Genomic DNA, 20,550 nt, shown 5'->3' with positions numbered 1-20,550 from the left:
AGATAGGTCGTCTCGCCTTCGTCTCGATGGGATCGACCGAGAGCCGAGGGCGGTCGCGTGAGCCATGGCCCCCGGCCGATGCGAAGACCAGGGATCGACCCACTTAACGGGCTGGTAGGAATAACATCCGGCGGCGAAGGCGACATTTGCACGGCAACACCGGCCCCGAACAATGAAAGCCGCCGGTGCCCCGAAAGACATCGACGGCCGATGGCATTACCGGGCCGGCGCTTCCACGCACGACCGACTCAGACCGGCATTCTTGCCGCGCTTGTGGTAGCGAGCGATCTCGCCGGGACCACATTTTCCGTCATCGTAAAGCTGCGTCTCGTTCGGAGCCATGTCAGCCACCACAGGCATCGTCGTCGCGATGCGACTTTGCTGTCCGTCGCTCGATTGACAACCGGCCAGTAGAAGCACGCCAAGCGCAAGCGTAACGGTCGCTCGATACATCTGATGATCCCCCCTTGGAGCCATGATCGGCATCTCCACTTACGTCATGGAGCCTCGGGCGGATCAAGATCCGACATCGGGGAAAGAACTTCGCCATCGTCGTCCAACACGGATGAAACGCTCGGCCTGACCGCCGGACAAAGCTCATGCGCTGGCAGAAGCCGTTCCGTGGCAGTGCTCTCCCAGCCCACGGGGGTCGCGCATGACGACGTGCCGGGAGCTCGGGAGCGCAATGAGGCCCTTGCGCTCGAACTGGGACAGCGTGCGGGAGACCGTTTCGATGGTGAGACCCAGATAGTCCGCGATGTCCTGTCGGCACATGACGAGGTCGACCGCTCCGTCGGTTTGCCGCCGTTCGGCCATCTCGACGAGAAACGTTGCGACCTTTTGGGCAGCGGTGGCGCCGCCGAGGAGGAGCGCGTGGTCCCGGGTACGTTGGAGCGACGTCAGAGCGAACCCGAAAACCAGGGCGGAACGCTCCCCGTCGCCGCAGGCGGCCTCCAGGCCGCGCCACTTGTAGGCGACGAGCGTGCAGCCCGACACCGCCTCTGCGGTCAGGCTGTATGTCGTGCCGGGCTCCAGGCCGAAGACGTCCCCCTCCTCGTGGAACCCGTCGATCTGCCGGCGACCGTCGGAGCGGTACTTGCAGGTGCGCACCATGCCGCCGACAACCTTGTAGAACGATCGCGTCGCCTCGCCTTCGTCGTAGATCCGGGCATCCTGAGCGAACTCGACGACGTGTCCGGCCAGAGGCTGACCACCCGCCTCGCGCGAAACGCGTGCAGCGTTTGAAGCCGAGGCCAGAAGCTCGAACGATGCGTGAAGCGAAGGTGCGGACATCGGGCAGATCCCTTCGTGAACCGATGCCCTGGAGTAGCCCGGCTCCCGCGCCCGCGTAATTCGGTCAGTCCACTACGTAGTCGTACGGAGGAGCATGGCCGTGACGCAGCCCGGCTCCGTGTCGGGGGCCCGGCCGCGACCGCATGCGACGGCGTCCCGGATGGCCCTTGCGAGGACGTCGCCGAGCAGCGGCTTCTCGAGGACGCGGGCGACATGGCGCTTGGCCGCTTCCCGACGGAGCTGCACCGAGCTCGTCTGTGTCGTCAGGACCCTCGATGCCCGGACGCCGCGCTCGGTGAGCAGGTCCGCGATCGCGAGGCCGTCCCGGTCGGGCATGTGATGATCGAAGACGAGACAGGATGCCCGGTCGAGGTCCGGGTGGCCGAGAAGTTCCTCGCCGCTGGCGCAGGTGCCGACGGTCAGCCCTTCCAGCTCGAGAGCGAACTTGACGGACTGGCGAACGGCGGCGTCCCCATCCGCGACGAGCACGATCTCCCTGTTTTCGAACATGCGACGCTCCGGGGCGTTGCGGCCGCCGTGGCCACCTTCGGAGATCACGGCATACTCGAACCTTGCGCCCGACCGCATTGACAAACCGCAAATCCAAGGAGGACTGACGGATCGCTAGAGGCCGTTGGCCACAAGCGCCTTCCTGACGAGATCGGCCAGGCTCGTTGCGCCGAGCTTCGACATGACGTTGGCGCGATGCACTTCGATCGTCCGATGGCTGATGCCGAGGTCGTGTGCCATCGTCTTGTTCGCGTGGCCCTTGAGAAGCCCTTCGAGAACCTGCCGCTCGCGGGGCGACAGCTGCGCCAGATCCTCGGCCGCGGCGATCGCCTCTCCCGCCCGGTCGACCGTCTGAGTCCGGCGCTTGAAGGCAGCGGAGACGGCACCGATCAACGCCTCGTCGTGGAACGGCTTCTCGATGAAGTCCACGGCACCCGCCTTCATCGCCTCCACGGCCAAGGCGACGTCGCCGTGCCCCGTGATCACGACGACGGGCAGGTCGGGCGCCACGACCTTGAGGCGTCGCTGCAATTCGGTTCCGCTCATTCCCGGCATCCGGACGTCGGTGACGACGCATCCGGGCTGCATTCCTTCGAGCTTGTCGAGGAAGGCGAGCGCCGACGGATAGGCCCGGACCGCGAAATCGGCCGTCGACAGAAGGAACACCAGCGAGCGGCGGACCTCGTCGTCGTCGTCGATCACATGGACGATCCCGTCACTTGCCATCGTCGCCCTCCCCGTCCTGTACCGTCACCAGCGTCATGCGGAACGTCGTTCCTCCAGTTGCCACGGGTTCCGCCCAGAGGTGCCCGCCATGCGCCTCGACGATGGTGCGGGAGATCGACAGGCCCACCCCCAGGCCCCTCGTCTTGGACGTGACGAACGGCTGAAACAGCTTGGCGGCGATCTCCGGCACGATGCCCGTTCCCGTGTCTGCGACGGACACCTCCACCGTCGCCCGGTCGATGCGCCGAGTGCCGACGGTCAGCCGCTTGAACGGTACGTCCTGCATGGCCTCGATGCCATTGCGCACGAGGTTCAGCAACACCTGCTGGATCTGGACACGGTCCGCAAGCACGACGTCGGCCTTCGGGTCGAGGTTGTACCTGATCTCCACGCCGCTTTCGCCTGCGCCCACCAGACCGAGGGCACAGGCCTCCTGCACGAGGGTCTGAAGGTCTTCCGGCTGCCTGTTCGTCTCGCCCCGCGCCACGAACTCGCGCAGGCGCCGGATGATCTCGCCGCCGCGCAGCACTTGGCCGGCGGCCTGTTCGATGGCCTCGCGAACCATGTCCAGGCGCTCGGGCGTGACGTTGGCGAGAAGGCGGCGGGCTCCGTTCAAATAGTTCGCCGTGGCGGTCAGCGGCTGGTTCAGCTCGTGCGCCAGCGTCGTCGCCATCTCCCCGAGCGCCGTCAGGCGGGACATATGGACGAGCTCGTCCTGCAACTGCCCCAACCGTCGCTGGGCCTCGTCGTGCTCCGTCAGGTCCTGGACGAACCCGGTGAAGTAGCGCCTGCCGCCGGCCCGGAGCTCGCCGACCGTCAGCTGCATCGGGAACGTCGAGCCGTTGCGGCGCAGTCCCTCCACTTTCCGGCCGATGCCGATGATGCGGCGCTCGCCCGTCGCGAGATACCGAAGGATGTATCCATCGTGCCGTTCTCCGTGCGGGACAGGCATGAGCGTGCTGACGTTCCGGCCGATGGCCTCTTCTGCGGTGTAGCCGAAGAGCACCTCAGCCGTGGCGCTGAACGACTCGATGACGCCGCCTTCATCGATCAGGATCATCGCCTCCGGCACCGTGTCGAGGACGGACCTCAGGCGCGCCTCGCTGGCCTCCAGGCGCGCCTGCGAGCCCATGAAGTCGGTCACGTCCCTGGCAACCTTCGCCGCCCCCACGAGACGGCCTGCCCCGTCGTAGACGGGCGAGTCCGTCAGGGACACGTCGATGAGGCGGCCGTCCTTGCGGCGCCGCTTGGCAATGTGGAGTTCGACTCTCTCGCCGAGCCGGATCCGGTTGAGGATCGTGTCCGGCTCGGATTTGGCATCCTCCGGGAACAGAAACGAGATATGCCGGCCGGCCGCTTCGGCGGCGGTGTATCCGAAGATGCTTTCGGCGCCGCTGTTCCAGTCGGTGACGACGCCGTCGAGCGTCTCGCCGATGATCGCGTCGCCGACCGACTGTGCGATCATCGCCCATCGACCGGGATCGCCGTGAGGCCCGCTTCCCGCCTGCGCCACGGAATCCCTCCCGCTTCCGACGGCGCCTACGGGGGGAGTCGGCGACTTTTCCATTCAACGCATCCATCGGTGAGGCCGCGGACGCTATGGCATGGACGACCGGGGAGCAAGCTCGACGCGGACGGGCGTGAAGGCTCTGCGACAGAGATGCGCCCTCGTCGCCCCGCTCGCCATCTCGCGACGCTCGACGCTGCCCTGCGTATTTCTACTTATGTTACTCCGGTAACTTTGCTCGAATGTCGAAATATTCCCTTATCGTTTCATGTGAGATTACTTTCTCCATCAGCAACGGAGCAAGACACATGGCAATGAAACCTCAAAGCGACCCGCTCTGGGGGCAGATCTTGACCGGGTCGAAAAACCCCGAACTCAAGTCTCTCGCCACCCGGCTGGTCGTCACGCGCCTGAGGCAATCCCTCCAGAACAAGTCGATGACCGTCGGCCAAGCCACGTCCGAGCTGCACCGCTTCGTCGCGGAAAACGACTTCGCGCAACGCGACCTGCAACTGAACTGAGGAAGACGACGATGAAAAACCTTTTCCTAGCCGTTGAAGAAGCGGCCGCGCTGATCTCGTCCGGTGCCGCCCTGTTCGTCTCGGGACCCGAGGAGCTGCTCGAGACCCTCCCGTCCGGGCGTTGGATCGGCGGCACGACCGCCTACTTCGTGACCGAGGACGGTGGCGTCTCGCGCGACGACCGCCTGTTCTGCACGGTGTTCGACGAGGCCCTCGACGTGCGAACCTCGATCATTCCGGCCGACGATCTGAAAGCCCTCGTGACGAGCCGTTTCGACAGGGGTTTCGCGTGCATCGTCGCGCCGGCCTTCAGCTCCGTCCACGAGCGATACGCCGTCGAAGGTCCCTCGCTTCCGGCCCTCTTCGACCAGCCGGTCTTCGGCTGGGTGGCAGGCGTCCCGCTCGACCGGATCGGCCAGATCGCGCCGAAGGTCTACGACGGCGCGACCCGCACCGCGCATGAGGACGGTCTTGCCACGATGTGGGTCAGGATTTCGGAGACCACCGACGTCGACCTCGACATCGTGAACATGTTCGTCCAGGGGGACGGCGACACCATCGTGTTTCCGCGGACGGGTTTCGGCGTCACCGACTGCCTCGTCAACGGCACGTCCGTCAACTTCGCGACCTATGTCGGCACCCACAACATCGACACGCGGCTTCCGCTGGTCGCCGACCATGCGGGGGCGATGGTCAACGTCTCGTTCCAGTCGGTCGACCATGTGAAGGGTGACGTCGCGTTCTATGCCCCGGTGACGGCCGGAACCGAATACAAGCTGGCCAAGCCGCTCCATGACCGTTCCGGGGCCTACGATCTGGCCGCCGGGGGCAAGGCCGCATCCGCTGCGTTGTCGTGCAACTGCATCTTGAACTACCTGCATGCCGACCTCGAGGGCGGCGGCGCGGGCGGCTTCGTCGGCCCGGTCACGTTCGGCGAGTTCGCCTACATCCTTCTGAACCAGACCTTGGCCAGGGTCTTGCTGATCGACACGGCGGAAGGCGCCGGACACGGTCTGCGGGCAGCCTAGAACTTGTGAGGGATAAGCAGGAACCGGTTATCCCGAAAAGACAAGTGGCAACAAACGAGACGAGAATCCGTCGGGTTCGCAATGAACCTGACGGATTCCATGACGCCGGCTCAAATCGAGCCCAGTTTAAGTCTTCCCGAGGAGCCGCCGTTTCTGCGAGCGCCGGACTTCCATCTCCATGCGCACCTCGTCCTCGCGGCCCTCGAGACGGCGCTGATACATGCGGCCATCGTCGGCTTGCGGAGTTGAAATCCACGTTCCGCCCGGATCTCACGGTGCTGGATTGCGCAAGAACCGACGGGCGGGCCTTCTTCTCTCCGAACCCGATCGCCGAAGCCCGTCGAAGGGGCGACGGGACGTCGGCGGCAGCGTCACCGAAGCAGCAAAATCCTCCTTTTCACCCAATATTCAATCGTATCGCCTGCAGACATACTGAGATCCGATAAGTAGATATACGTATTCAAGCCGTATTTCCGCAGACCTGTCGTTGACGGCGCTCAGCATCTCGCACAAGTTCCGCGGCGACGGGGGAGGCTGTCGAACCGCTGCTCGGCCCCCGCCGGGCTGTCTTTCCAACGCACCCTTCCCTGTCAAAGCCGCGTCGAACACGAAACGAACGCGGGCCAGATCCGGACACCGGGAGGAACCAAATGTATCAGCAAGCCATCGATCAGATGTCGAACAAGGGCCTGATCCGCGAACGCTACGACAACTTCATCGGCGGCCGATGGGTCGCGCCGACCGACGGGCGCTATTTCGACAATCCGAGCCCGGTCACGGGCAAGACGCTCTGCCACGTCGCCAGGTCCTCGGCCGCCGACGTCGAACTCGCGCTCGACGCCGCCCATGCCGCCCGCGAGCGCTGGGGCAGGACGCCAGCCGCCGAACGCGCCAAGCTGCTCAACCGCGTCGCGGACCGCCTGGAGGAGAACCTCGACCTCCTCGCAATGGTCGAGACGCTCGACAACGGCAAGCCGATCCGCGAGACGACCCATGCCGACCTGCCGCTCGCCGTCGACCACTTCCGCTACTTCGCCGGCTGCCTGCGCGCGCAGGAAGGCGCGATCTCGGAGATCGACGAGGACACGGTCGCCTACCATTTCCACGAGCCGCTCGGCGTCGTCGGACAGATCATTCCGTGGAACTTCCCGCTCCTGATGGCGGTCTGGAAGCTCGCGCCCGCGCTCGCCGCCGGCAATTGCGTGGTGCTGAAGCCCGCCGAGCAGACGCCGCTCTCGATCCTCGTCTTCGCCGAGCTGATCGCCGACATCCTGCCGGAGGGCGTCCTCAACATCGTGAACGGCTTCGGCCTCGAAACCGGCAAGCCGCTGGCGCAGTCGAAGCGCATCGCCAAGATCGCCTTCACCGGCGAGACGACGACGGGCCGGCTGATCATGCAATACGCCTCCGAGAACCTCATCCCGGTGACGCTGGAGCTCGGCGGCAAATCGCCGAACATCTTCTTCGCCGACGTGATGGACGAGGACGACGCCTTCTTCGACAAGGCGCTGGAGGGCTTCGCGATGTTCGCCCTCAACAAGGGCGAGGTCTGCACCTGCCCGAGCCGGGCGCTGGTGCACGAGTCGATCTACGACCGCTTCATGGAACGGGCCGTCGCCCGCGTGAAGGCGATCAAGCAGGGCCATCCGCTCGACCCGACGACCATGATCGGCGCGCAGGCTTCGAACGAGCAGGTCGAGAAGATCCTCTCCTACTTCGACATCGGTCGGCAGGAGGGCGCAGAGGTGCTGACGGGCGGCAAGCGGGCCGAGCTCGGCGGCGAGCTCTCGCAGGGCTACTACATCGAGCCGACGATCTTCGCCGGCCACAACAAGATGCGCGTCTTCCAGGAGGAGATCTTCGGCCCCGTCGTTTCGGTCACGACGTTCAAGGACGATGCGGACGCCCTCGCCATCGCCAACGACACACCCTACGGCCTCGGCGCGGGCGTGTGGACCCGCAACGGCACGCGCGCCTATCGCTTCGGGCGCGGCATCCAGGCGGGCCGCGTCTGGACCAACTGCTACCATGCCTATCCCGCGCACGCGGCCTTCGGCGGCTACAAGCAGTCCGGCATCGGGCGCGAGAACCACAAGATGATGCTCGACCACTACCAGCAGACCAAGAACATGCTGGTCAGCTACTCGCCGAAGGCTCTCGGCTTCTTCTAAGCGGGTAGCAGGCGCCGGCACTCAAAGGCATGGCGGCGGAAGCGACCGTCGCCATGCCCTTCACACTTGGCGGAGTTGGGACATGGACAAGGTAACGGCCACGCCGGCGGCGATGGCCTTCCTCGCCGAGATCGTCGCCGACCACGGCCCGGTGCTCTTCCACCAGTCGGGCGGATGCTGCGACGGCTCCTCGCCCATGTGCTACCCGCGCGGCGAGTTCCGGATCGGCGAGGGCGACGTGCTCCTCGGACGGCTCGCCGACGACACGCCCGTCTATATCGGCGGGGCGCAGTTCGAGGCCTGGAAGCACACCGATCTCATCCTCGACGTGGTGCCGGGGCGCGGCGGCATGTTCTCGCTCGACAACGGCCGCGAGCGGCGCTTCCTCACCCGCTCCACGGTCTGCGCGGCACCCGCTCCGGCCAACCGCCCTGACGAGGTTCTCCCCTCACAAGCCTGATCCTGAGCGGCATATCGGGACCAGAGCGTCGGGAGGCGACCGCATGACGGGCCTGCCCCCGTCCCGACGCCAGCGTCTTCAAACCACTTCGCCAGCGTCTCAAACGACCCGAAACGCTTGGCGCCGCTGCATGACGACACGCTCGCGGGCCAAGTGCTCCAGTCCGCGGACCATGAGTCCGAGCCGCTCCAACGCATCGCGCAAGGCCTTCGCTTCCAAGGAGGTCTGCGAAAATCCATCCGCCGTGGGAAACGCGGCGTCGTAAGCGATCCATGCATTCGCCATGTGTTCCCGCAAAACCCGAATGGCGTCTTCGGCCATGTGTCGAACCTCGATCGTATGAAGGGAAACGTTTCCGCAACCGGGCCCGGGTCCGCGGCGGTGCTTCCTGCCGAGAGACGGTTGTGAACCGCAGGGAGCCTCGGCAGTAAGGCAGCAGCGCCATTCGACCCTTTCGGGATCGGTCCGATACGCCGGCCGCTTCTGCCGGGGGCCACCAGCGGGTGACTTCCGGCAGAAGCACTGTGATCATCGTCGTCCCTGCATGGGACAGACGCCGCTCAGAACTCCGACCATCCGTTCGCGTCTCCGTTCGGCTCCATCTTCCTCGCCGCGGCCGCGCCGCCTCCCCGCGCCGGCTGTCGGACCTGCCGGGACGTGGCTGCCGGACCGACCGACTTCGTCGTCCCCATGGGACGCTGCCTCTCCTCTTCGCCCGTCTTGAACTGCGACACGAGCTGCCCGAGCGCCTTGGCGCCGTCCGCAAGCTCCCTGTTGGCGGCACTCGACTCCTCGACCATCGCGGCGTTCTGCTGGGTGACCTGATCCATCTGGCTGACGGCCGTGTTGACCTCGTTCAGTCCGACCGCCTGTTCCTGCGCGGACTCGGCGATTTCGGTGATCAGCGACGTCAGCTCGCTCACCTGCTCGACCATCCGTCCCAGCGCGGTTCCGGTCTGCGCGACGAGTTCGACGCCGTGGGCGACCTGCGTGCTGGAGGTCGAGATGAGGGTCTTGATCTCCTTGGCGGCCTCGGCCGACCGTTGTGCAAGTCCGCGCACCTCCTGTGCGACGACGGCGAAGCCTCTTCCCGCCTCGCCGGCCCGCGCGGCCTCGACGCCGGCGTTGAGGGCCAGGAGATTGGTCTGGAAGGCGATCTCGTCGATGACGCCGATGATGCGCCCGATCTGGTCGGACGACTTCTCGATCTCGCCCATGGCAAGGACGGCCTGACCGACGACCTCGCCGGACTTCTCCGCGTCGCGCCGGGTGGTCACGGTGACGTTGGCGGCCTGCTTGGCGCTGTCCGCCGTCGTTCGGATCGCGCGCGTCACCTCCGTCAGGGCCGCCGCCGTCTCCTCGAGCGAAGCCGCCTGCTGTTCCGTCCGGCGCGCCATGTCCTCGGACGCGGTGCTGATCTCGGCGGTCTGGTACTTCATGCTCTGGACCGACGTGGTCACCGTGCCGATGACCGTCCGCAGCTTCGCGAGGGCTGCGTTGAAATCCTCCCGGATCTGGCGATAGTCCCCCGGAAACGCCTCGGTGATCTCAGCGGTCAGATTGCCGTTCGCGATCTGTCCGAGCCCATGTGCGAGGGTTTCGACCACGAGCTTCTGCTCGGCCTCCGCCGTTCGCCTCGTCTGTTCGGTCCCGGCCCGCTCCGCCTCGACCTGCGACCGCGTCCGGTTCGCGAGGCCCTCCAGCTCGACGGCCTTCAGTGCGTTGTCCTTGAAGACCTGGACAGCCTCGGCCATCCGGCCGATCTCGTCGGCCCGCCCGGTGCCTGGAATGTCCGTCGCCAAGTCGTGGTCGGCAAGCCGTCTCATCGCGGTCGTCATGCGGCCGATGGGATTTGCGATGCTTCGGGCGACCATCCACATCGCTCCGATGCCGGCAAGGCCGACGGCGAGCGCCACGAGAATCTGGATCGTCCTGTCCTGCATGTTGCGGGTCGAAAGGGCCGAGTCCAGCTTGACCACGTCGGCCATGACGACGGCCGTCGGAACCTCGATCATGAAGGACCACGGCGTCTTGGTCCGGCCGAGGGCAATGGGCGTGACGGCCATCGTCGCGTCCCCTTCCATCGCCACCTCTTCGCGGCCCTCCCGCACGACGGCCAGGTAACGGCCGGCGTCGATTCCGGCCTTCTCCATCGACTACCCGATGGCCTCCGGATGTTCGCTGGATGCCACGACGAGGCCCTCGCCGCTGACGATCGAAATCGCGGAGCTTCCCCCGTAGATCGTACGCTTCACGTCGAGCGCCAGCGCCTGGACGAAGGCCAGGTCGAAGTCGGCGCCGACGACGCCCTTGAACGTCCCGTCGATCGTGATCGGGACCGACATCGTCGCGAGGTGGACGTTCTTGCCTTGGACGACGTAGGGCAGCGGGGCCAGGATGCTCTCGCCTTGGCCCGTCTGCGGTCCGATGTACCATCCGCCCTTCATGACGCCGTTCGGATGCAGGTCGTGGCTGTCATACTCGACGAGAGGCTGAACGGCCACGCGGCCGCCGGCGTCGCGTGTCCAGTAGGGAAGAAAGCGACCCGTCGCGTCGGAGCCGACGTCCCGGCGGTTCTTGTAGGCGCCGTCGCTTCCGTCGAGGGCGTCGGGCTCCCAGGCGCTGTAGGTGCCGTTGAAGCCCGGATTGTCCTTCAGCACACCGAGCAGGATCGCGTTGAAGCGGTCCCGTCTGTCGTCCAACCCGGGGGCGTCGGCGTCACCCTTGGCGAGGATCTCGAAGGAGCGGGCCATGATCCTGGCCGAGTCGAAGGCGTGATCGAGCGTCGATCGAATGGAACCCGCGTTGGTGGCGGCGATGCTGGCGATGGATTGCGCCGTTTTGGCTTTGACCAGTTCGCCGACCGTGTCGGCGACGAACGTCACGGTGCCGTTCGAGGCTATGCTGCTTCCCAGCACCAGCGCACCCGTGGCACCGAGCACGCAAACTCCCGAGAGCACGGCGATCTTCATCTGAATGGAACGGAAGCGCATTCGGGACCTCTGGGGTTCGTTCCACCGACGATCGCGTCGATGGTGGACATCGGTAGGGTGAGCAAGGTGGCCGAAGCGGCCGTCGCAGGACGGCTACGACCTCGTCACGGTCCGCCGGAGACGAAAGAAGCGTTGCAGGTCCCGCGTCGCACACCGACAGTCCGTCGGCGATGAACCAGATGACGTGCCCCTCACACGCGACCTTCAACACCGGATCAACTTCGCCCGCAAAGGATAATCACTGGTATATTTACGCGATTGGAAATACCGAGCGACAGTCAGTATTTGTACCTAGAGCGCTTTGACACACGGCTCTACTGACAACGACTTTAGTATCAATCGACATGACGTTTCGTTCGAACCGTCGAAGGCCCGAACGGCAAGCGACCTGTCGCTCGGATCGCTGGAACGTGTCGGCAGGCGATACCACCGTCGGTGCGCGGCACTCGCCGTCCCGGGCGACCGCCGCTTCGTCAGGGTCGATATCGCAATCCCTGAAACGGCGGCGCGCCGCGAACGGCAGCATGCGCAGATGTTCGTTCGCGCGATTTGACCTCGATCAATGCGTCCACCCGGACCGAGGGCGTAGGTCGGTGCCGGACGACAACGGGGCCCGGCCCCCATTCGAGGACTGGCGATGGAACTCGCAAACCCGATCGTGCTGATCCCGGTGGCCTTGGCGGCGTTCATGGCGTCGGCCTACGCGCACGACAACGTCTTCGCCTTCCACATGGGCCTCGTGTCGTTCCTGGCCGCAACGCTGTCGGTATGGCGGCTGACGTCGGCCGAGCCGGCCAAGGCCGTCGCTCGTCCCGAGACGACCGTCGGCGGGATGCCGGTCTACATGGACGGCCCGATCCGCTTCGGCGTCGTCGCGACGGTCTTCTGGGGGGTGGCCGGGTTCCTCGTCGGCGTCGTGATCGCGCTCCAGCTCACCTGGCCGGACCTCAACATTGAGCCCTGGTTCAACTTCAGCCGCATGCGGCCGCTGCACACCTCGGCCGTCATCTTCGCCTTCGGCGGCAACGCGCTCATCGCGACGTCCTTCTACATCGTCCAGCGGACGACGGCGGCCCGTCTCTTCGGCGGCAACACGGCATGGTTCGTGTTCTGGGGCTACCAGCTCTTCATCGTGCTCGCAGCGACCGGCTATCTGATGGGGTCCACCCAGTCGAAGGAATACGCCGAGCCGGAATGGTACATCGACATCTGGCTGACGGTCGTCTGGGTCGCCTATCTCGTCGTCTTCCTCGGCACGATCGTCCGGCGAAAGGAACCCCACATCTACGTGGCGAACTGGTTCTTCCTCGCCTTCATCGTGACGATCGCCCTCCTTCACGTCGTCAACAACCTCGCCGTCCCCGTCTCCTTCCTCGGCGCCAAGTCCTATCCGGCCTTCTCCGGCGTGCAGGATGCCCTGATCCAATGGTGGTACGGGCACAACGCGGTCGGCTTCTTCCTGACCGCCGGTTTCCTCGGGATGATGTACTACTTCATCCCCAAGCAGGTGAACCGGCCCGTCTACTCGTACCGCCTGTCGATCGTGCACTTCTGGTCGCTGATCTTCATGTATATCTGGGCGGGACCCCACCACCTCCACTACACCGCTCTTCCCGACTGGGCGCAGACGCTCGGCATGGTGTTCTCGATCATGCTCTGGATGCCCTCCTGGGGCGGCATGATCAACGGCCTGATGACGCTCTCCGGGGCGTGGGACAAGCTGCGGACCGATCCCATCCTGCGCATGATGGTGATGGCCGTCGCCTTCTACGGCATGGCGACGTTCGAGGGACCCATGATGTCCATCAAGTCGGTCAACTCGCTGTCGCACTACACCGATTGGACCATCGGCCACGTCCACTCCGGCGCCCTCGGCTGGAACGGCATGATCACCTTCGGCGCGATCTACTTCCTCGTTCCGCGCCTCTGGAACACGAAGGGCCTCTACTCGCTCCGCCTCGTGAACTGGCACTTCTGGCTGGCGACGATCGGCATCGTCTTCTACGCGGCCTCGATGTGGGTCTCGGGCATCATGCAGGGCCTGATGTGGCGCGAATACGATCGCGAGGGATACCTCGTCTACTCCTTCGTCGAGACGGTCGCCGCCCTCCACCCGTTCTACGCCATCCGTGCGCTCGGCGGCCTCATGTACCTCGCGGGCGGGCTGATCATGGCCTTCAACGTCTGGAAGACGATCCGCAGCGCGGTTCCCTCCGAACAGTTCGTCGGCGTCGTCCAGCCCGCCGAGTGAGACCGCGGCCGGGTCGCCCGGCCCGGCCGCCATCCGCCCTCCCCATTCAAAGGCAGGCCCATGCTCGACCCGCTTTCCAAGTTCCTCTTCCGGCACCACCACAAGGTCGAGCGGAACGTCACGATCCTGCTCGTCCTGTCGTTCCTCGTCGTCTCCATCGGCGGCATCGTCGAGATCGTGCCGCTCTTCTACATCGACAACACGATCGAGAAGGTGGAGGGGGTGCGCCCCTACTCGCCCCTCGAGCTCGCCGGCCGCGACATCTACGTCCGCGAGGGCTGCTACGTCTGCCATTCACAGCAGATCCGGCCGATGCGCGACGAGGTCGAGCGCTACGGGCACTACTCGCTGGCAGCGGAATCGATGTACGATCATCCGTTCCAGTGGGGGTCGAAGCGCACGGGCCCGGACCTTGCCCGCGTCGGCAACCGCTACTCCGACGAATGGCACGTCCGCCACCTCTCGGACCCGCGCTCCGTCGTGCCGGAGTCCATCATGCCGCGCTATGGCTTTCTCGCGACCGCGGACCTGAAGGTCGACGACGTCGCGGGTACGCTCAAGGCGAACGCCGCGGTTGGCGTGCCCTACACGCCCGAGATGATCGACAACGCCCTGACCGACCTCTACGCGCAGCTCGCCGTTCCCACGAACAGGTCGGCGGACGCCGAGGAGGGCCTGAAGCTCCGATACGACAAGGTCATGATCCGGGACTTCGACGGCAACGCGCAGCGCGTGTCCGAAATGGACGCGCTCGTCGCCTATCTCCAGATGCTCGGCACCTCCGTCGACTTCACGAGCTACGAGCCGCTCAGCCACGAGAACCTGAGGTAGACCGCGATGAGCTTCTACGACGCCTTGCGGCACTTCGCCGACAGTTGGGCCCTCCTCGCCCTCACCTTCGTCTTCGCGGCCATCCTCGTCTGGGCCTTCCGCCCGGGATCGAAAGGTGGATACGGCGATCAGGCGGACATTCCCTTCAAGTACGACCTGGAGAGCATGGACCGTGACTGACATCGGCAAAGACGAAGGCTTTCCCCGCGTTCCCGGCTCCGAGCCCCACCGGGGAGATATCGACGAGGTCACGGGCACGGCGACGACCGGCCACGAATGGGACGGCATCAAGGAGCTGAACACCCCGATGCCGCGCTGGTGGCTCTGGGTCTTCTATGCGACGCACGCCTTCGCGCTGGTCTACATCCTGCTGTTTCCTGCCATCCCTCTCCTGACATCGTCGACCCCCGGCCTCCTCGGCTGGCACGCCCGGTCCGAGGTCGCCGAGGAGATCGACACCGTCGAGACCGCGCGGGCCGACCAGGTCGAACGGATCCGCACATTGCCGATCGAGCAGGTCGCGAGCGACCCCACGCTGAACGACTTCGCCGTCCGTGGGGGCGAGTCCGCCTTCAAGGTGAACTGCGTGCAGTGCCACGGCTCGGACGCGGCCGGAGGCGTCGGCTTCGCGAACCTCAACGACGACGACTGGCTCTGGGGCGGGTCGCTCGAGGCGATCGCGCAGACGATCACGCACGGCGTCCGCTACGCGGGCGACGACGACACCCGCATTTCGGAGATGCCCGCCTTCGGCAAGGACGGCCTTCTCGACCGCGACCAGATTTCCGCCGTGACCCGGCACGTTCTGTCGCTGTCGAAGTCAGGGCCCGCGGACGCGGCCGGAGCCGACGTCTTCGCCAACAACTGCGCCGCCTGCCACGGCGGCAACGGCGAGGGCAACCGCGACGTCGGCGCGCCGAACCTCAGCGACGCGGTCTGGCTCTACTCCAGCGATCCCGCGTCCATCCGGGCGCAGGTCAACTCTCCGCGGCACGGGGCGATGCCCGCCTGGGGGCAGCGCCTCGACGCGGCGACGATCAAGGAACTCGCCATCTACGTCCACTCGCGCGGCGGCGGCGAGCCGGGGCCGGAAGAGAAGGCGGCAAGCAATTGATCTCGATCAAGGTGCTTCACCCGGTCGTCGCGTAGACGGAACCGCAGACGGTGTCTCGGCAACGCGTGGACACCGTCTTCCCTTCCGAGGAGCCTCCATGGCGACCGTCGTCGACACGATCAGCAACGACAAGCGCTCCGGCCCCGATCCGCTGGGCTCCGACGAAGCCATCGGCGGCACCCGACCCGTCAACGACCGCGAGCAACGCTCGGACTACGTGGCTCGGCAGAAGATCTTTCCGTCCAAGGTGCGGGGCACATTCCGGACCGCGAAGTGGATCATCGTCGCGGTCCTCCTCGGCATCTACTGGGTCGTGCCCTGGATTCGCTGGGACCGCGGCCCGACGGCGCCCAACCAGGCGGTCCTCCTCGATCTCGCCCACCGCCGCTTCTACTTCTTCGGCATCGAGATCTGGCCGCAGGAATTCTACTACGTCGCCGGGCTCCTGATCATGGCGGCGCTCGGCCTGTTCCTCGTCACCTCCGTCGCCGGCCGCGCGTGGTGCGGCTACGCCTGTCCGCAGACGGTCTGGACCGACCTCTTCGTCTCCGTCGAGCGCTGGATCGAGGGCGACCGCAACGCCCGCCGGAAACTCGACCAAGCCCCTTGGTCGCTCGGCAAGATGCGTAAGCGCCTGACGGTCTGGACCGCATGGCTCCTGATCGCCGCGGCGACGGGCGGGGCCTGGGTGTTCTACTTCGACGACGCGCCGACGCTCCTGTTCGACCTGGTTTCCGGGACCGCGGCGCCCGTCGCCTACACGACGGTCGCGCTCCTGACCGCGACGACCTTCTGGCTCGCAGGTTTCATGCGGGAACAGGTCTGCACCTACATGTGCCCGTGGCCCCGCATCCAGGGCTCCATGCTCGACGTGAACTCGCTGATCGTCACCTACAACGACTGGCGCGGAGAGCCCCGCTCCCGACACGCCAAGAAGGAGCTCGCCGCCGGACACGACGTCGGCGACTGCGTCGACTGCGACGCCTGCGTCGCGGCCTGCCCCATGGGCATCGATATCCGCAACGGACAGCAGCTCGAGTGCATCACGTGTGCGCTCTGCATCGACGCCTGCGACAGCGTCATGACCAAGGTCGGCAAGCCCCAGGGGCTCGTGTCCTATTCCACCCTCGCCGACTATCAGCGCCACGCCGAGACGGCCTGGACGGACGGACGGATCGCGGCGACGGCCGAGCAGAAGGGGCCGGCGCTCTCGACGATCCTGAGACCTCGTGTGCTCGTGTACTTCGCCCTTTGGAGCGCCATCGGCGTCGCCATGACGGTGTCGCTGGCCACGCGCGCCGACACCTCGCTCACCGTCATCCACGACCGCGCGCCGCTCTTCACGACGCTGTCCGACGGGAGCGTGCGCAACGGCTACGATCTGAAGATCGTTAACAAGGCCACCCTCGCCCGGACCATGACCGTCGGCATCGAGGGGCTTGCCGATGCCGTCATGTGGACGGCGGGGGACGAGCGGCGCGGCAGGACGACGGACGTCGTCGTGCCGCCGGACGCCGTCCTCGACGTCCGGGTCTTCGTCCTGCGCCCTGCCGAGGCGGCCACATCCACCGAGTTCAAGTTCTTCGTCGCCGATACGGAGGGCGGGGAAGCCACCCGCGAGATCGCGCGCTTCGAAGCCAAGGAAAGACCACGCAGATGAGCACCGGACATTCGGCTCCCGGGAACACGTTCAAGGGGTGGCACATGGCCGCCGTCGTCGGATTGTTCTTCGGCACGGTCATCGCAGTGAATGTCCTTATGGCCTACAAGGCGATATCGACCTTCCCGGGCCTCAACGCCAAGAACGGCTACGTCGCGAGCCAGACCTACGACCGCCTCCTCCAAGACGCGGCCGAGCAGGACGGACGCGGATGGACCTCCGTCGTGGAGACGAGGGACGGTCACCTCGCACTGACGTTGCTCGATGCCGGAAAGAAGTCCGTCGAGGGGCTGGACGTGCGCGCCCTCGTCGGACGCCCCGCCAGCGCGAGCACCGATCGGGAACTGGCGCTCCTGCCGACGCCGCGGGGTTACGAGACGCCGGCGACCCTCGAACGCGGCAAGTGGCTCGCCGAGATCGTCGCGCGTCGGAACGGCGAACTCGTGTGGCGCGAGACGCGCCCGGTGACGGCAGACTGAGGTGGGAACGATGTCCGCAGCAACAGCACCGGCCAAGCTCTTTCCCGATCCGTCGGCGGCAACGTTCGGTCTAAGGACGCAGCCGCTGGATCCCATCGCGGTACGCTTGGCTCCCGACGGCTCGCGTCATGTCGAGTTCCTCGTCGCCGACATGCACTGCGCCGGATGCCTCGGCAAGGTCGAGCGGACGGCTGCGGCCGTCTCCGGGGTGGAGCGCGCGCGGGCCAACCTCACGACGAAGCGGCTCAGCGTGGCGCTGGGAGAGACCGGCTCCGCGGAGGCGGTTCTCGACGCGCTCACCGCCATCGGGCGCGAGGCGCGGCCGTTCGACGCCTCGGCGTTCGAGAAGGAGGGATCGAGGACCCAGAGCGACCTGATCCGCTGCATGGCCGTGGCCGGCTTCGCCTCGGCCAACGTCATGCTCCTTTCCGTCTCGGTCTGGTCGGGCGCGGAAGGCGCGACACGCGACCTTTTCCACTGGCTCTCCGCCGCCATCGCGATCCCCGCGGTGATCTATGCCGGGCGCCCGTTCTTCCGTTCCGCGTGGAAGGCGCTGCGGCACGGCACGACCAACATGGACGTGCCGATCTCCATCGGGGTCCTCGTCGCCACTCTTCTCAGCCTCTACGAGACGGCCACGGGCGGACCCCATGCCTGGTTCGACGGTTCGGTGACGCTGCTCTTCTTCCTCCTCGTCGGCCGCGTTCTCGACGAGCGCATGCGCGACGTCGCCCGAAACAACGCCGCCCGGCTCCTTTCGCTCACGCCGGAGACGGCGACGCTCCTCGGGCCCGACGGGCGCACCTCGCGCCTGCCCGTCGCCTCGCTGCGGGTGGGCGACACGGTGAGGATCGTCGCGGGGGAGCGCATTCCCGTGGACGGACGCGTCGTTTCGGGAGCGAGCGACATCGACCGTTCGCTCCTGACGGGCGAATCCCTGCCGGAAGCGGTCGGCGACGGCGACGCCGTCCATGCCGGCGCGCTGAACCTGACGGGCCTCATCGACGTCGCGGTGACCTCCCAGCCCGGCGACACCCTGCTGGCGGGCATCGTCCGCCTGATGGAGGCGGCCGAGCGCCCGGACGGCCGCTTCGTCCGGATCGCGGACCGGGCCGCGCGCCTGTACGCGCCGGCGGTGCACGCGACGGCCTTCCTGACGTTCTGCGGCTGGATGCTGGCAGGATACGGCTTCCATACGGCCCTGACGACGGCGGTCGCCGTCCTCATCATCACCTGCCCCTGCGCCCTCGGGCTGGCCGTTCCGGCTGTCCAGGTGACGGCGGCGGGGCGCCTGCTCGCCAAGGGGATTATCCTGAAGGACGGCGCGGCGCTGGAGAAGCTGAGCGAGGTCGACACGGTCGTCCTCGACAAGACCGGCACCCTCACCCTCGGCCGCCCCCGGCTCGTGTCCGAGCCCTCGGACGCGGGAGCATGGGCCCTCGCCGCCGCGCTCGCGGGCGCCAGCCGCCATCCCCTGTCGATGGCGATCGCGGCGGCGGGACGGGCGAAGGGCGTCCGCCCGGCAACGGTCGAGAACGCGCGCGAGGTTCCCGGCTCCGGTGTCGTCGCAACGTTCGAAGGCCGCGAGGTCCGGCTCGGCCGGCCGCACTGGATCGCCGATGAACTGACCCGCGGCCTGCCGGGAACGGAGGTGTGGCTGCGCTGCGAGGACGGCCTGATCTGCCGTTTCGCCTTCGCGGACGACCCGCGCACGGATGCGGCCGAGACGGTCCGGAAGCTCATGGCTCTCGGCCTCGAGGTTCATCTCCTGTCCGGCGACGCCAGCGCCACGGTCGGGCGCGTCGCCGGTGAGACAGGCATCGAGCGCTTCGAGGGAGCATGCCTGCCGGGCGGCAAGGTCGCCGCGCTCGAGGATCTCGCGCACCGTGGCCGACGCGTTCTGATGGTGGGCGACGGGATGAACGACGCCCCGGCGCTTGCGGCCGCGCACGTCTCGATGTCGCCCGCCACCGGCGCCGACATCGCGCAGGCAGCGGCCGATCTCGTCTTCACCGGGGAGAAGCTCGATCCCGTGGTGGAGGCGCTTCTCTCGGCAAGGGCTTCTCGCCGCAAGATCGTCGAGAACCTCGTCCTCGCCATCGGTTACAACGTCGTCGCCGTCCCGATCGCCATCATGGGGTCCGCGACGCCGCTGGTGGCGGCCGTGGCGATGTCGGCGTCGTCGATCCTCGTCGTCGCGAACGCGCTGACGCTTCCCCTGTCCCTGTCACGGATGCGCCGTACGGTGTCCCGCCTCGGCCCCATGCGCCTCAGCGGGGAACTGGCATGAGCGCCCTCGTCTACCTCATCCCGGTCGCGCTGGGACTGGGGCTCGCGAGCCTTGCGGCCTTCATGTGGTCCCTGAAGTCGGGCCAGTACGAGGACCTCGAAGGCGCGGGCGCCCGCATCCTGGTCGACGAATGGGACGACGGGGAGCCGCGGGACGGCGGAAACCGGAATGCGTGAGCTCCTCAAGATCGCGCACCTCGTCATGATCGCGATGGCGTCTGGGCTGACCCTTGCCCAATACGTCACGCTGCGCGCGAGCGTCGGACGCGAGGAGGAGGCCGGCCTCGACATGGCACGTCGGACGCTCGCCGACCTCGCCACCTTCGCCGTCGTCTTCGTGTGGGTAAGCGGCGTCCTTCTGCTCTGGAGCCGCCTCGGCGCCGACGGCCCGGGCGTGACCGCCTGGTTCCACGCGAAGGTCGGCTTCGTCCTGCTGTTCTCGGTCGCCCACTTCGTGCAGCGCGCCAAGGGAGCGCGCCTGCGCACCTCGGACGACCGGACCGCGGTGCGACGCGCGGCGGAGCGGTGGGCTTCGGTGGCATGGCTGATGTCGCTCCTCGCGATCACGTTGGCGGTGGTTTCGTTCGGCTGATCATTCCGAGAAAACGTCTCGCGATCCAGACGGACGCGACGCTCCCGCAGACCGTTCATCCACGGTCGGCACGCAGGACGGATGCCGGCAACCACCACACGCCGACGGACAGCACGATAGGTCGT

At 66.7% G+C, this 20,550-nt stretch carries 21 protein-coding genes; 13 read left to right on the top strand and 8 right to left on the bottom strand.

Going from position 1 to position 20,550, the window contains the following annotated elements; all coding sequences use genetic code 11:
• Positions 1-216: 216 nt before the first annotated feature.
• The 5 genes from ASG62_RS26700 to ASG62_RS18470 all read right to left on the bottom strand — a co-directional run bounded on the left by ASG62_RS26700 (position 217) and on the right by ASG62_RS18470 (position 3,994).
• Entirely contained in the window at positions 217-453 is a 237-nt protein-coding gene (locus ASG62_RS26700; RefSeq protein WP_156382241.1) for a hypothetical protein, read from the bottom strand.
• Positions 454-597: 144 nt separating this feature from the next.
• On the bottom strand, positions 598-1,293 hold the full coding sequence (locus tag ASG62_RS18485; protein ID WP_056697016.1) for a helix-turn-helix domain-containing protein: 696 nt from the start codon (positions 1,291-1,293) through the stop codon (positions 598-600).
• A gap of 72 nt (positions 1,294-1,365) precedes the next feature.
• Positions 1,366-1,803, bottom strand: coding sequence for a response regulator (locus ASG62_RS18480; protein WP_156382240.1), 438 nt, complete (start codon positions 1,801-1,803; stop codon positions 1,366-1,368).
• A gap of 114 nt (positions 1,804-1,917) precedes the next feature.
• On the bottom strand, positions 1,918-2,529 hold the full coding sequence (gene fixJ, locus ASG62_RS18475; protein ID WP_056697012.1) for a response regulator FixJ: 612 nt from the start codon (positions 2,527-2,529) through the stop codon (positions 1,918-1,920).
• On the bottom strand, positions 2,519-3,994 hold the full coding sequence (locus ASG62_RS18470; protein ID WP_056697010.1) for a PAS domain S-box protein: 1,476 nt from the start codon (positions 3,992-3,994) through the stop codon (positions 2,519-2,521). Before ASG62_RS18470 ends, fixJ begins: the two co-directional genes overlap by 11 nt.
• Before the next feature lie 350 nt (positions 3,995-4,344).
• Between ASG62_RS18470 and ASG62_RS18465 the strand changes: the two genes are divergently transcribed.
• From ASG62_RS18465 to ASG62_RS18450, 4 genes are all read left to right on the top strand, one after another.
• Entirely contained in the window at positions 4,345-4,557 is a 213-nt protein-coding gene (locus tag ASG62_RS18465) for a hypothetical protein (RefSeq protein ID WP_056697008.1), read from the top strand.
• Positions 4,558-4,568: 11 nt separating this feature from the next.
• Positions 4,569-5,585: a DUF6976 family protein gene (locus ASG62_RS18460; RefSeq protein WP_056697006.1), complete on the top strand. Its 1,017-nt coding sequence runs from the start codon at positions 4,569-4,571 to the stop codon at positions 5,583-5,585.
• 674 nt (positions 5,586-6,259) lie between these two features.
• Positions 6,260-7,756 carry an aldehyde dehydrogenase gene (adh, locus tag ASG62_RS18455; protein WP_413814220.1) on the top strand — a complete coding sequence of 499 codons (1,497 nt, stop codon included), beginning with the start codon at positions 6,260-6,262 and terminating at the stop codon, positions 7,754-7,756.
• Positions 7,757-7,838: 82 nt separating this feature from the next.
• Positions 7,839-8,216, top strand: a complete 378-nt coding sequence (locus ASG62_RS18450) for a DUF779 domain-containing protein (protein ID WP_056697003.1) — start codon at positions 7,839-7,841, stop codon at positions 8,214-8,216.
• Positions 8,217-8,315: 99 nt separating this feature from the next.
• Here the strand turns inward: ASG62_RS18450 and ASG62_RS18445 are convergent, their stop codons facing one another.
• From ASG62_RS18445 to ASG62_RS18435, 3 genes are all read right to left on the bottom strand, one after another.
• Positions 8,316-8,537 (bottom strand): hypothetical protein, encoded by a 222-nt coding sequence (locus tag ASG62_RS18445; RefSeq protein WP_056697001.1) that lies wholly within the window; start codon positions 8,535-8,537, stop codon positions 8,316-8,318.
• A gap of 239 nt (positions 8,538-8,776) precedes the next feature.
• Entirely contained in the window at positions 8,777-10,369 is a 1,593-nt protein-coding gene (locus tag ASG62_RS18440; RefSeq protein WP_056696999.1) for a methyl-accepting chemotaxis protein, read from the bottom strand.
• Between the two features lie 3 nt (positions 10,370-10,372).
• Positions 10,373-11,209 carry a cache domain-containing protein gene (locus ASG62_RS18435; protein ID WP_056696997.1) on the bottom strand — a complete coding sequence of 279 codons (837 nt, stop codon included), beginning with the start codon at positions 11,207-11,209 and terminating at the stop codon, positions 10,373-10,375.
• A 637-nt stretch (positions 11,210-11,846) separates the two neighbouring features.
• Between ASG62_RS18435 and ccoN the strand changes: the two genes are divergently transcribed.
• From ccoN to ASG62_RS18395, 9 genes are all read left to right on the top strand, one after another.
• The gene (gene ccoN / locus ASG62_RS18430; protein ID WP_056696994.1) at positions 11,847-13,460 is read left to right on the top strand and encodes a cytochrome-c oxidase, cbb3-type subunit I; all 1,614 of its coding nucleotides are present in this window, start codon (positions 11,847-11,849) and stop codon (positions 13,458-13,460) included.
• Positions 13,461-13,520: 60 nt separating this feature from the next.
• Complete coding sequence (gene ccoO / locus ASG62_RS18425; protein ID WP_056696992.1) at positions 13,521-14,291, top strand: cytochrome-c oxidase, cbb3-type subunit II; 771 nt, start codon at positions 13,521-13,523, stop codon at positions 14,289-14,291.
• A gap of 6 nt (positions 14,292-14,297) precedes the next feature.
• Positions 14,298-14,471, top strand: a complete 174-nt coding sequence (locus ASG62_RS25885; RefSeq protein ID WP_082537378.1) for a cbb3-type cytochrome c oxidase subunit 3 — start codon at positions 14,298-14,300, stop codon at positions 14,469-14,471.
• A 1-nt stretch (position 14,472) separates the two neighbouring features.
• Positions 14,473-15,405, top strand: coding sequence for a cytochrome-c oxidase, cbb3-type subunit III (ccoP, locus tag ASG62_RS18420; protein WP_244487646.1), 933 nt, complete (start codon positions 14,473-14,475; stop codon positions 15,403-15,405).
• Positions 15,406-15,502: 97 nt separating this feature from the next.
• Positions 15,503-17,065 (top strand): cytochrome c oxidase accessory protein CcoG, encoded by a 1,563-nt coding sequence (gene ccoG / locus ASG62_RS18415; RefSeq protein ID WP_082537377.1) that lies wholly within the window; start codon positions 15,503-15,505, stop codon positions 17,063-17,065.
• Positions 17,062-17,544: a FixH family protein gene (locus ASG62_RS18410; protein WP_057180548.1), complete on the top strand. Its 483-nt coding sequence runs from the start codon at positions 17,062-17,064 to the stop codon at positions 17,542-17,544. The genes ccoG and ASG62_RS18410 overlap by 4 nt, the downstream gene beginning before the upstream one ends.
• Before the next feature lie 10 nt (positions 17,545-17,554).
• Positions 17,555-19,834: a heavy metal translocating P-type ATPase gene (locus ASG62_RS18405; protein WP_082537376.1), complete on the top strand. Its 2,280-nt coding sequence runs from the start codon at positions 17,555-17,557 to the stop codon at positions 19,832-19,834.
• A complete protein-coding gene (gene ccoS / locus ASG62_RS18400) occupies positions 19,831-20,010 on the top strand; it encodes a cbb3-type cytochrome oxidase assembly protein CcoS (protein WP_056696988.1) in 180 nt (59 codons plus the stop codon). Before ASG62_RS18405 ends, ccoS begins: the two co-directional genes overlap by 4 nt.
• Positions 20,003-20,425, top strand: a complete 423-nt coding sequence (locus tag ASG62_RS18395; protein WP_056696985.1) for a hypothetical protein — start codon at positions 20,003-20,005, stop codon at positions 20,423-20,425. The genes ccoS and ASG62_RS18395 overlap by 8 nt, the downstream gene beginning before the upstream one ends.
• Positions 20,426-20,550: the final 125 nt, after the last annotated feature.

Source organism: Aureimonas sp. Leaf427, from assembly GCF_001425485.1.
GTDB lineage: Bacteria > Pseudomonadota > Alphaproteobacteria > Rhizobiales > Rhizobiaceae > Plantimonas.
Note: the sequence above shows the minus strand (reverse complement) of the source record. Positions and strands in the feature narration are given on the sequence as shown.

Bases quoted from the DNA above. Each gene is read 5' to 3' on its own strand.
- ccoO (WP_056696992.1), top strand. From the start codon at position 13,521: ATGCTCGACCCGCTTTCCAAGTTCCTCTTCCGGCACCACCACAAGGTC.
- ASG62_RS26700 (WP_156382241.1), bottom strand. From the start codon at position 453: ATGTATCGAGCGACCGTTACGCTTGCGCTTGGCGTGCTTCTACTGGCC.
- ASG62_RS25885 (WP_082537378.1), top strand. From the start codon at position 14,298: ATGAGCTTCTACGACGCCTTGCGGCACTTCGCCGACAGTTGGGCCCTC.
- ASG62_RS18435 (WP_056696997.1), bottom strand. From the start codon at position 11,209: ATGCGCTTCCGTTCCATTCAGATGAAGATCGCCGTGCTCTCGGGAGTT.
- ASG62_RS18405 (WP_082537376.1), top strand. From the start codon at position 17,555: ATGTCCGCAGCAACAGCACCGGCCAAGCTCTTTCCCGATCCGTCGGCG.
- adh (WP_413814220.1), top strand. From the start codon at position 6,260: ATGTCGAACAAGGGCCTGATCCGCGAACGCTACGACAACTTCATCGGC.
- ASG62_RS18395 (WP_056696985.1), top strand. From the start codon at position 20,003: ATGCGTGAGCTCCTCAAGATCGCGCACCTCGTCATGATCGCGATGGCG.
- ASG62_RS18480 (WP_156382240.1), bottom strand. From the start codon at position 1,803: ATGTTCGAAAACAGGGAGATCGTGCTCGTCGCGGATGGGGACGCCGCC.
- ASG62_RS18410 (WP_057180548.1), top strand. From the start codon at position 17,062: ATGAGCACCGGACATTCGGCTCCCGGGAACACGTTCAAGGGGTGGCAC.
- fixJ (WP_056697012.1), bottom strand. From the start codon at position 2,529: ATGGCAAGTGACGGGATCGTCCATGTGATCGACGACGACGACGAGGTC.
- ccoG (WP_082537377.1), top strand. From the start codon at position 15,503: ATGGCGACCGTCGTCGACACGATCAGCAACGACAAGCGCTCCGGCCCC.
- ccoS (WP_056696988.1), top strand. From the start codon at position 19,831: ATGAGCGCCCTCGTCTACCTCATCCCGGTCGCGCTGGGACTGGGGCTC.
- ASG62_RS18470 (WP_056697010.1), bottom strand. From the start codon at position 3,994: ATGATCGCACAGTCGGTCGGCGACGCGATCATCGGCGAGACGCTCGAC.
- ASG62_RS18440 (WP_056696999.1), bottom strand. From the start codon at position 10,369: ATGGAGAAGGCCGGAATCGACGCCGGCCGTTACCTGGCCGTCGTGCGG.
- ASG62_RS18460 (WP_056697006.1), top strand. From the start codon at position 4,569: ATGAAAAACCTTTTCCTAGCCGTTGAAGAAGCGGCCGCGCTGATCTCG.
- ASG62_RS18445 (WP_056697001.1), bottom strand. From the start codon at position 8,537: ATGGCCGAAGACGCCATTCGGGTTTTGCGGGAACACATGGCGAATGCA.
- ccoN (WP_056696994.1), top strand. From the start codon at position 11,847: ATGGAACTCGCAAACCCGATCGTGCTGATCCCGGTGGCCTTGGCGGCG.
- ASG62_RS18450 (WP_056697003.1), top strand. From the start codon at position 7,839: ATGGACAAGGTAACGGCCACGCCGGCGGCGATGGCCTTCCTCGCCGAG.
- ASG62_RS18465 (WP_056697008.1), top strand. From the start codon at position 4,345: ATGGCAATGAAACCTCAAAGCGACCCGCTCTGGGGGCAGATCTTGACC.
- ASG62_RS18485 (WP_056697016.1), bottom strand. From the start codon at position 1,293: ATGTCCGCACCTTCGCTTCACGCATCGTTCGAGCTTCTGGCCTCGGCT.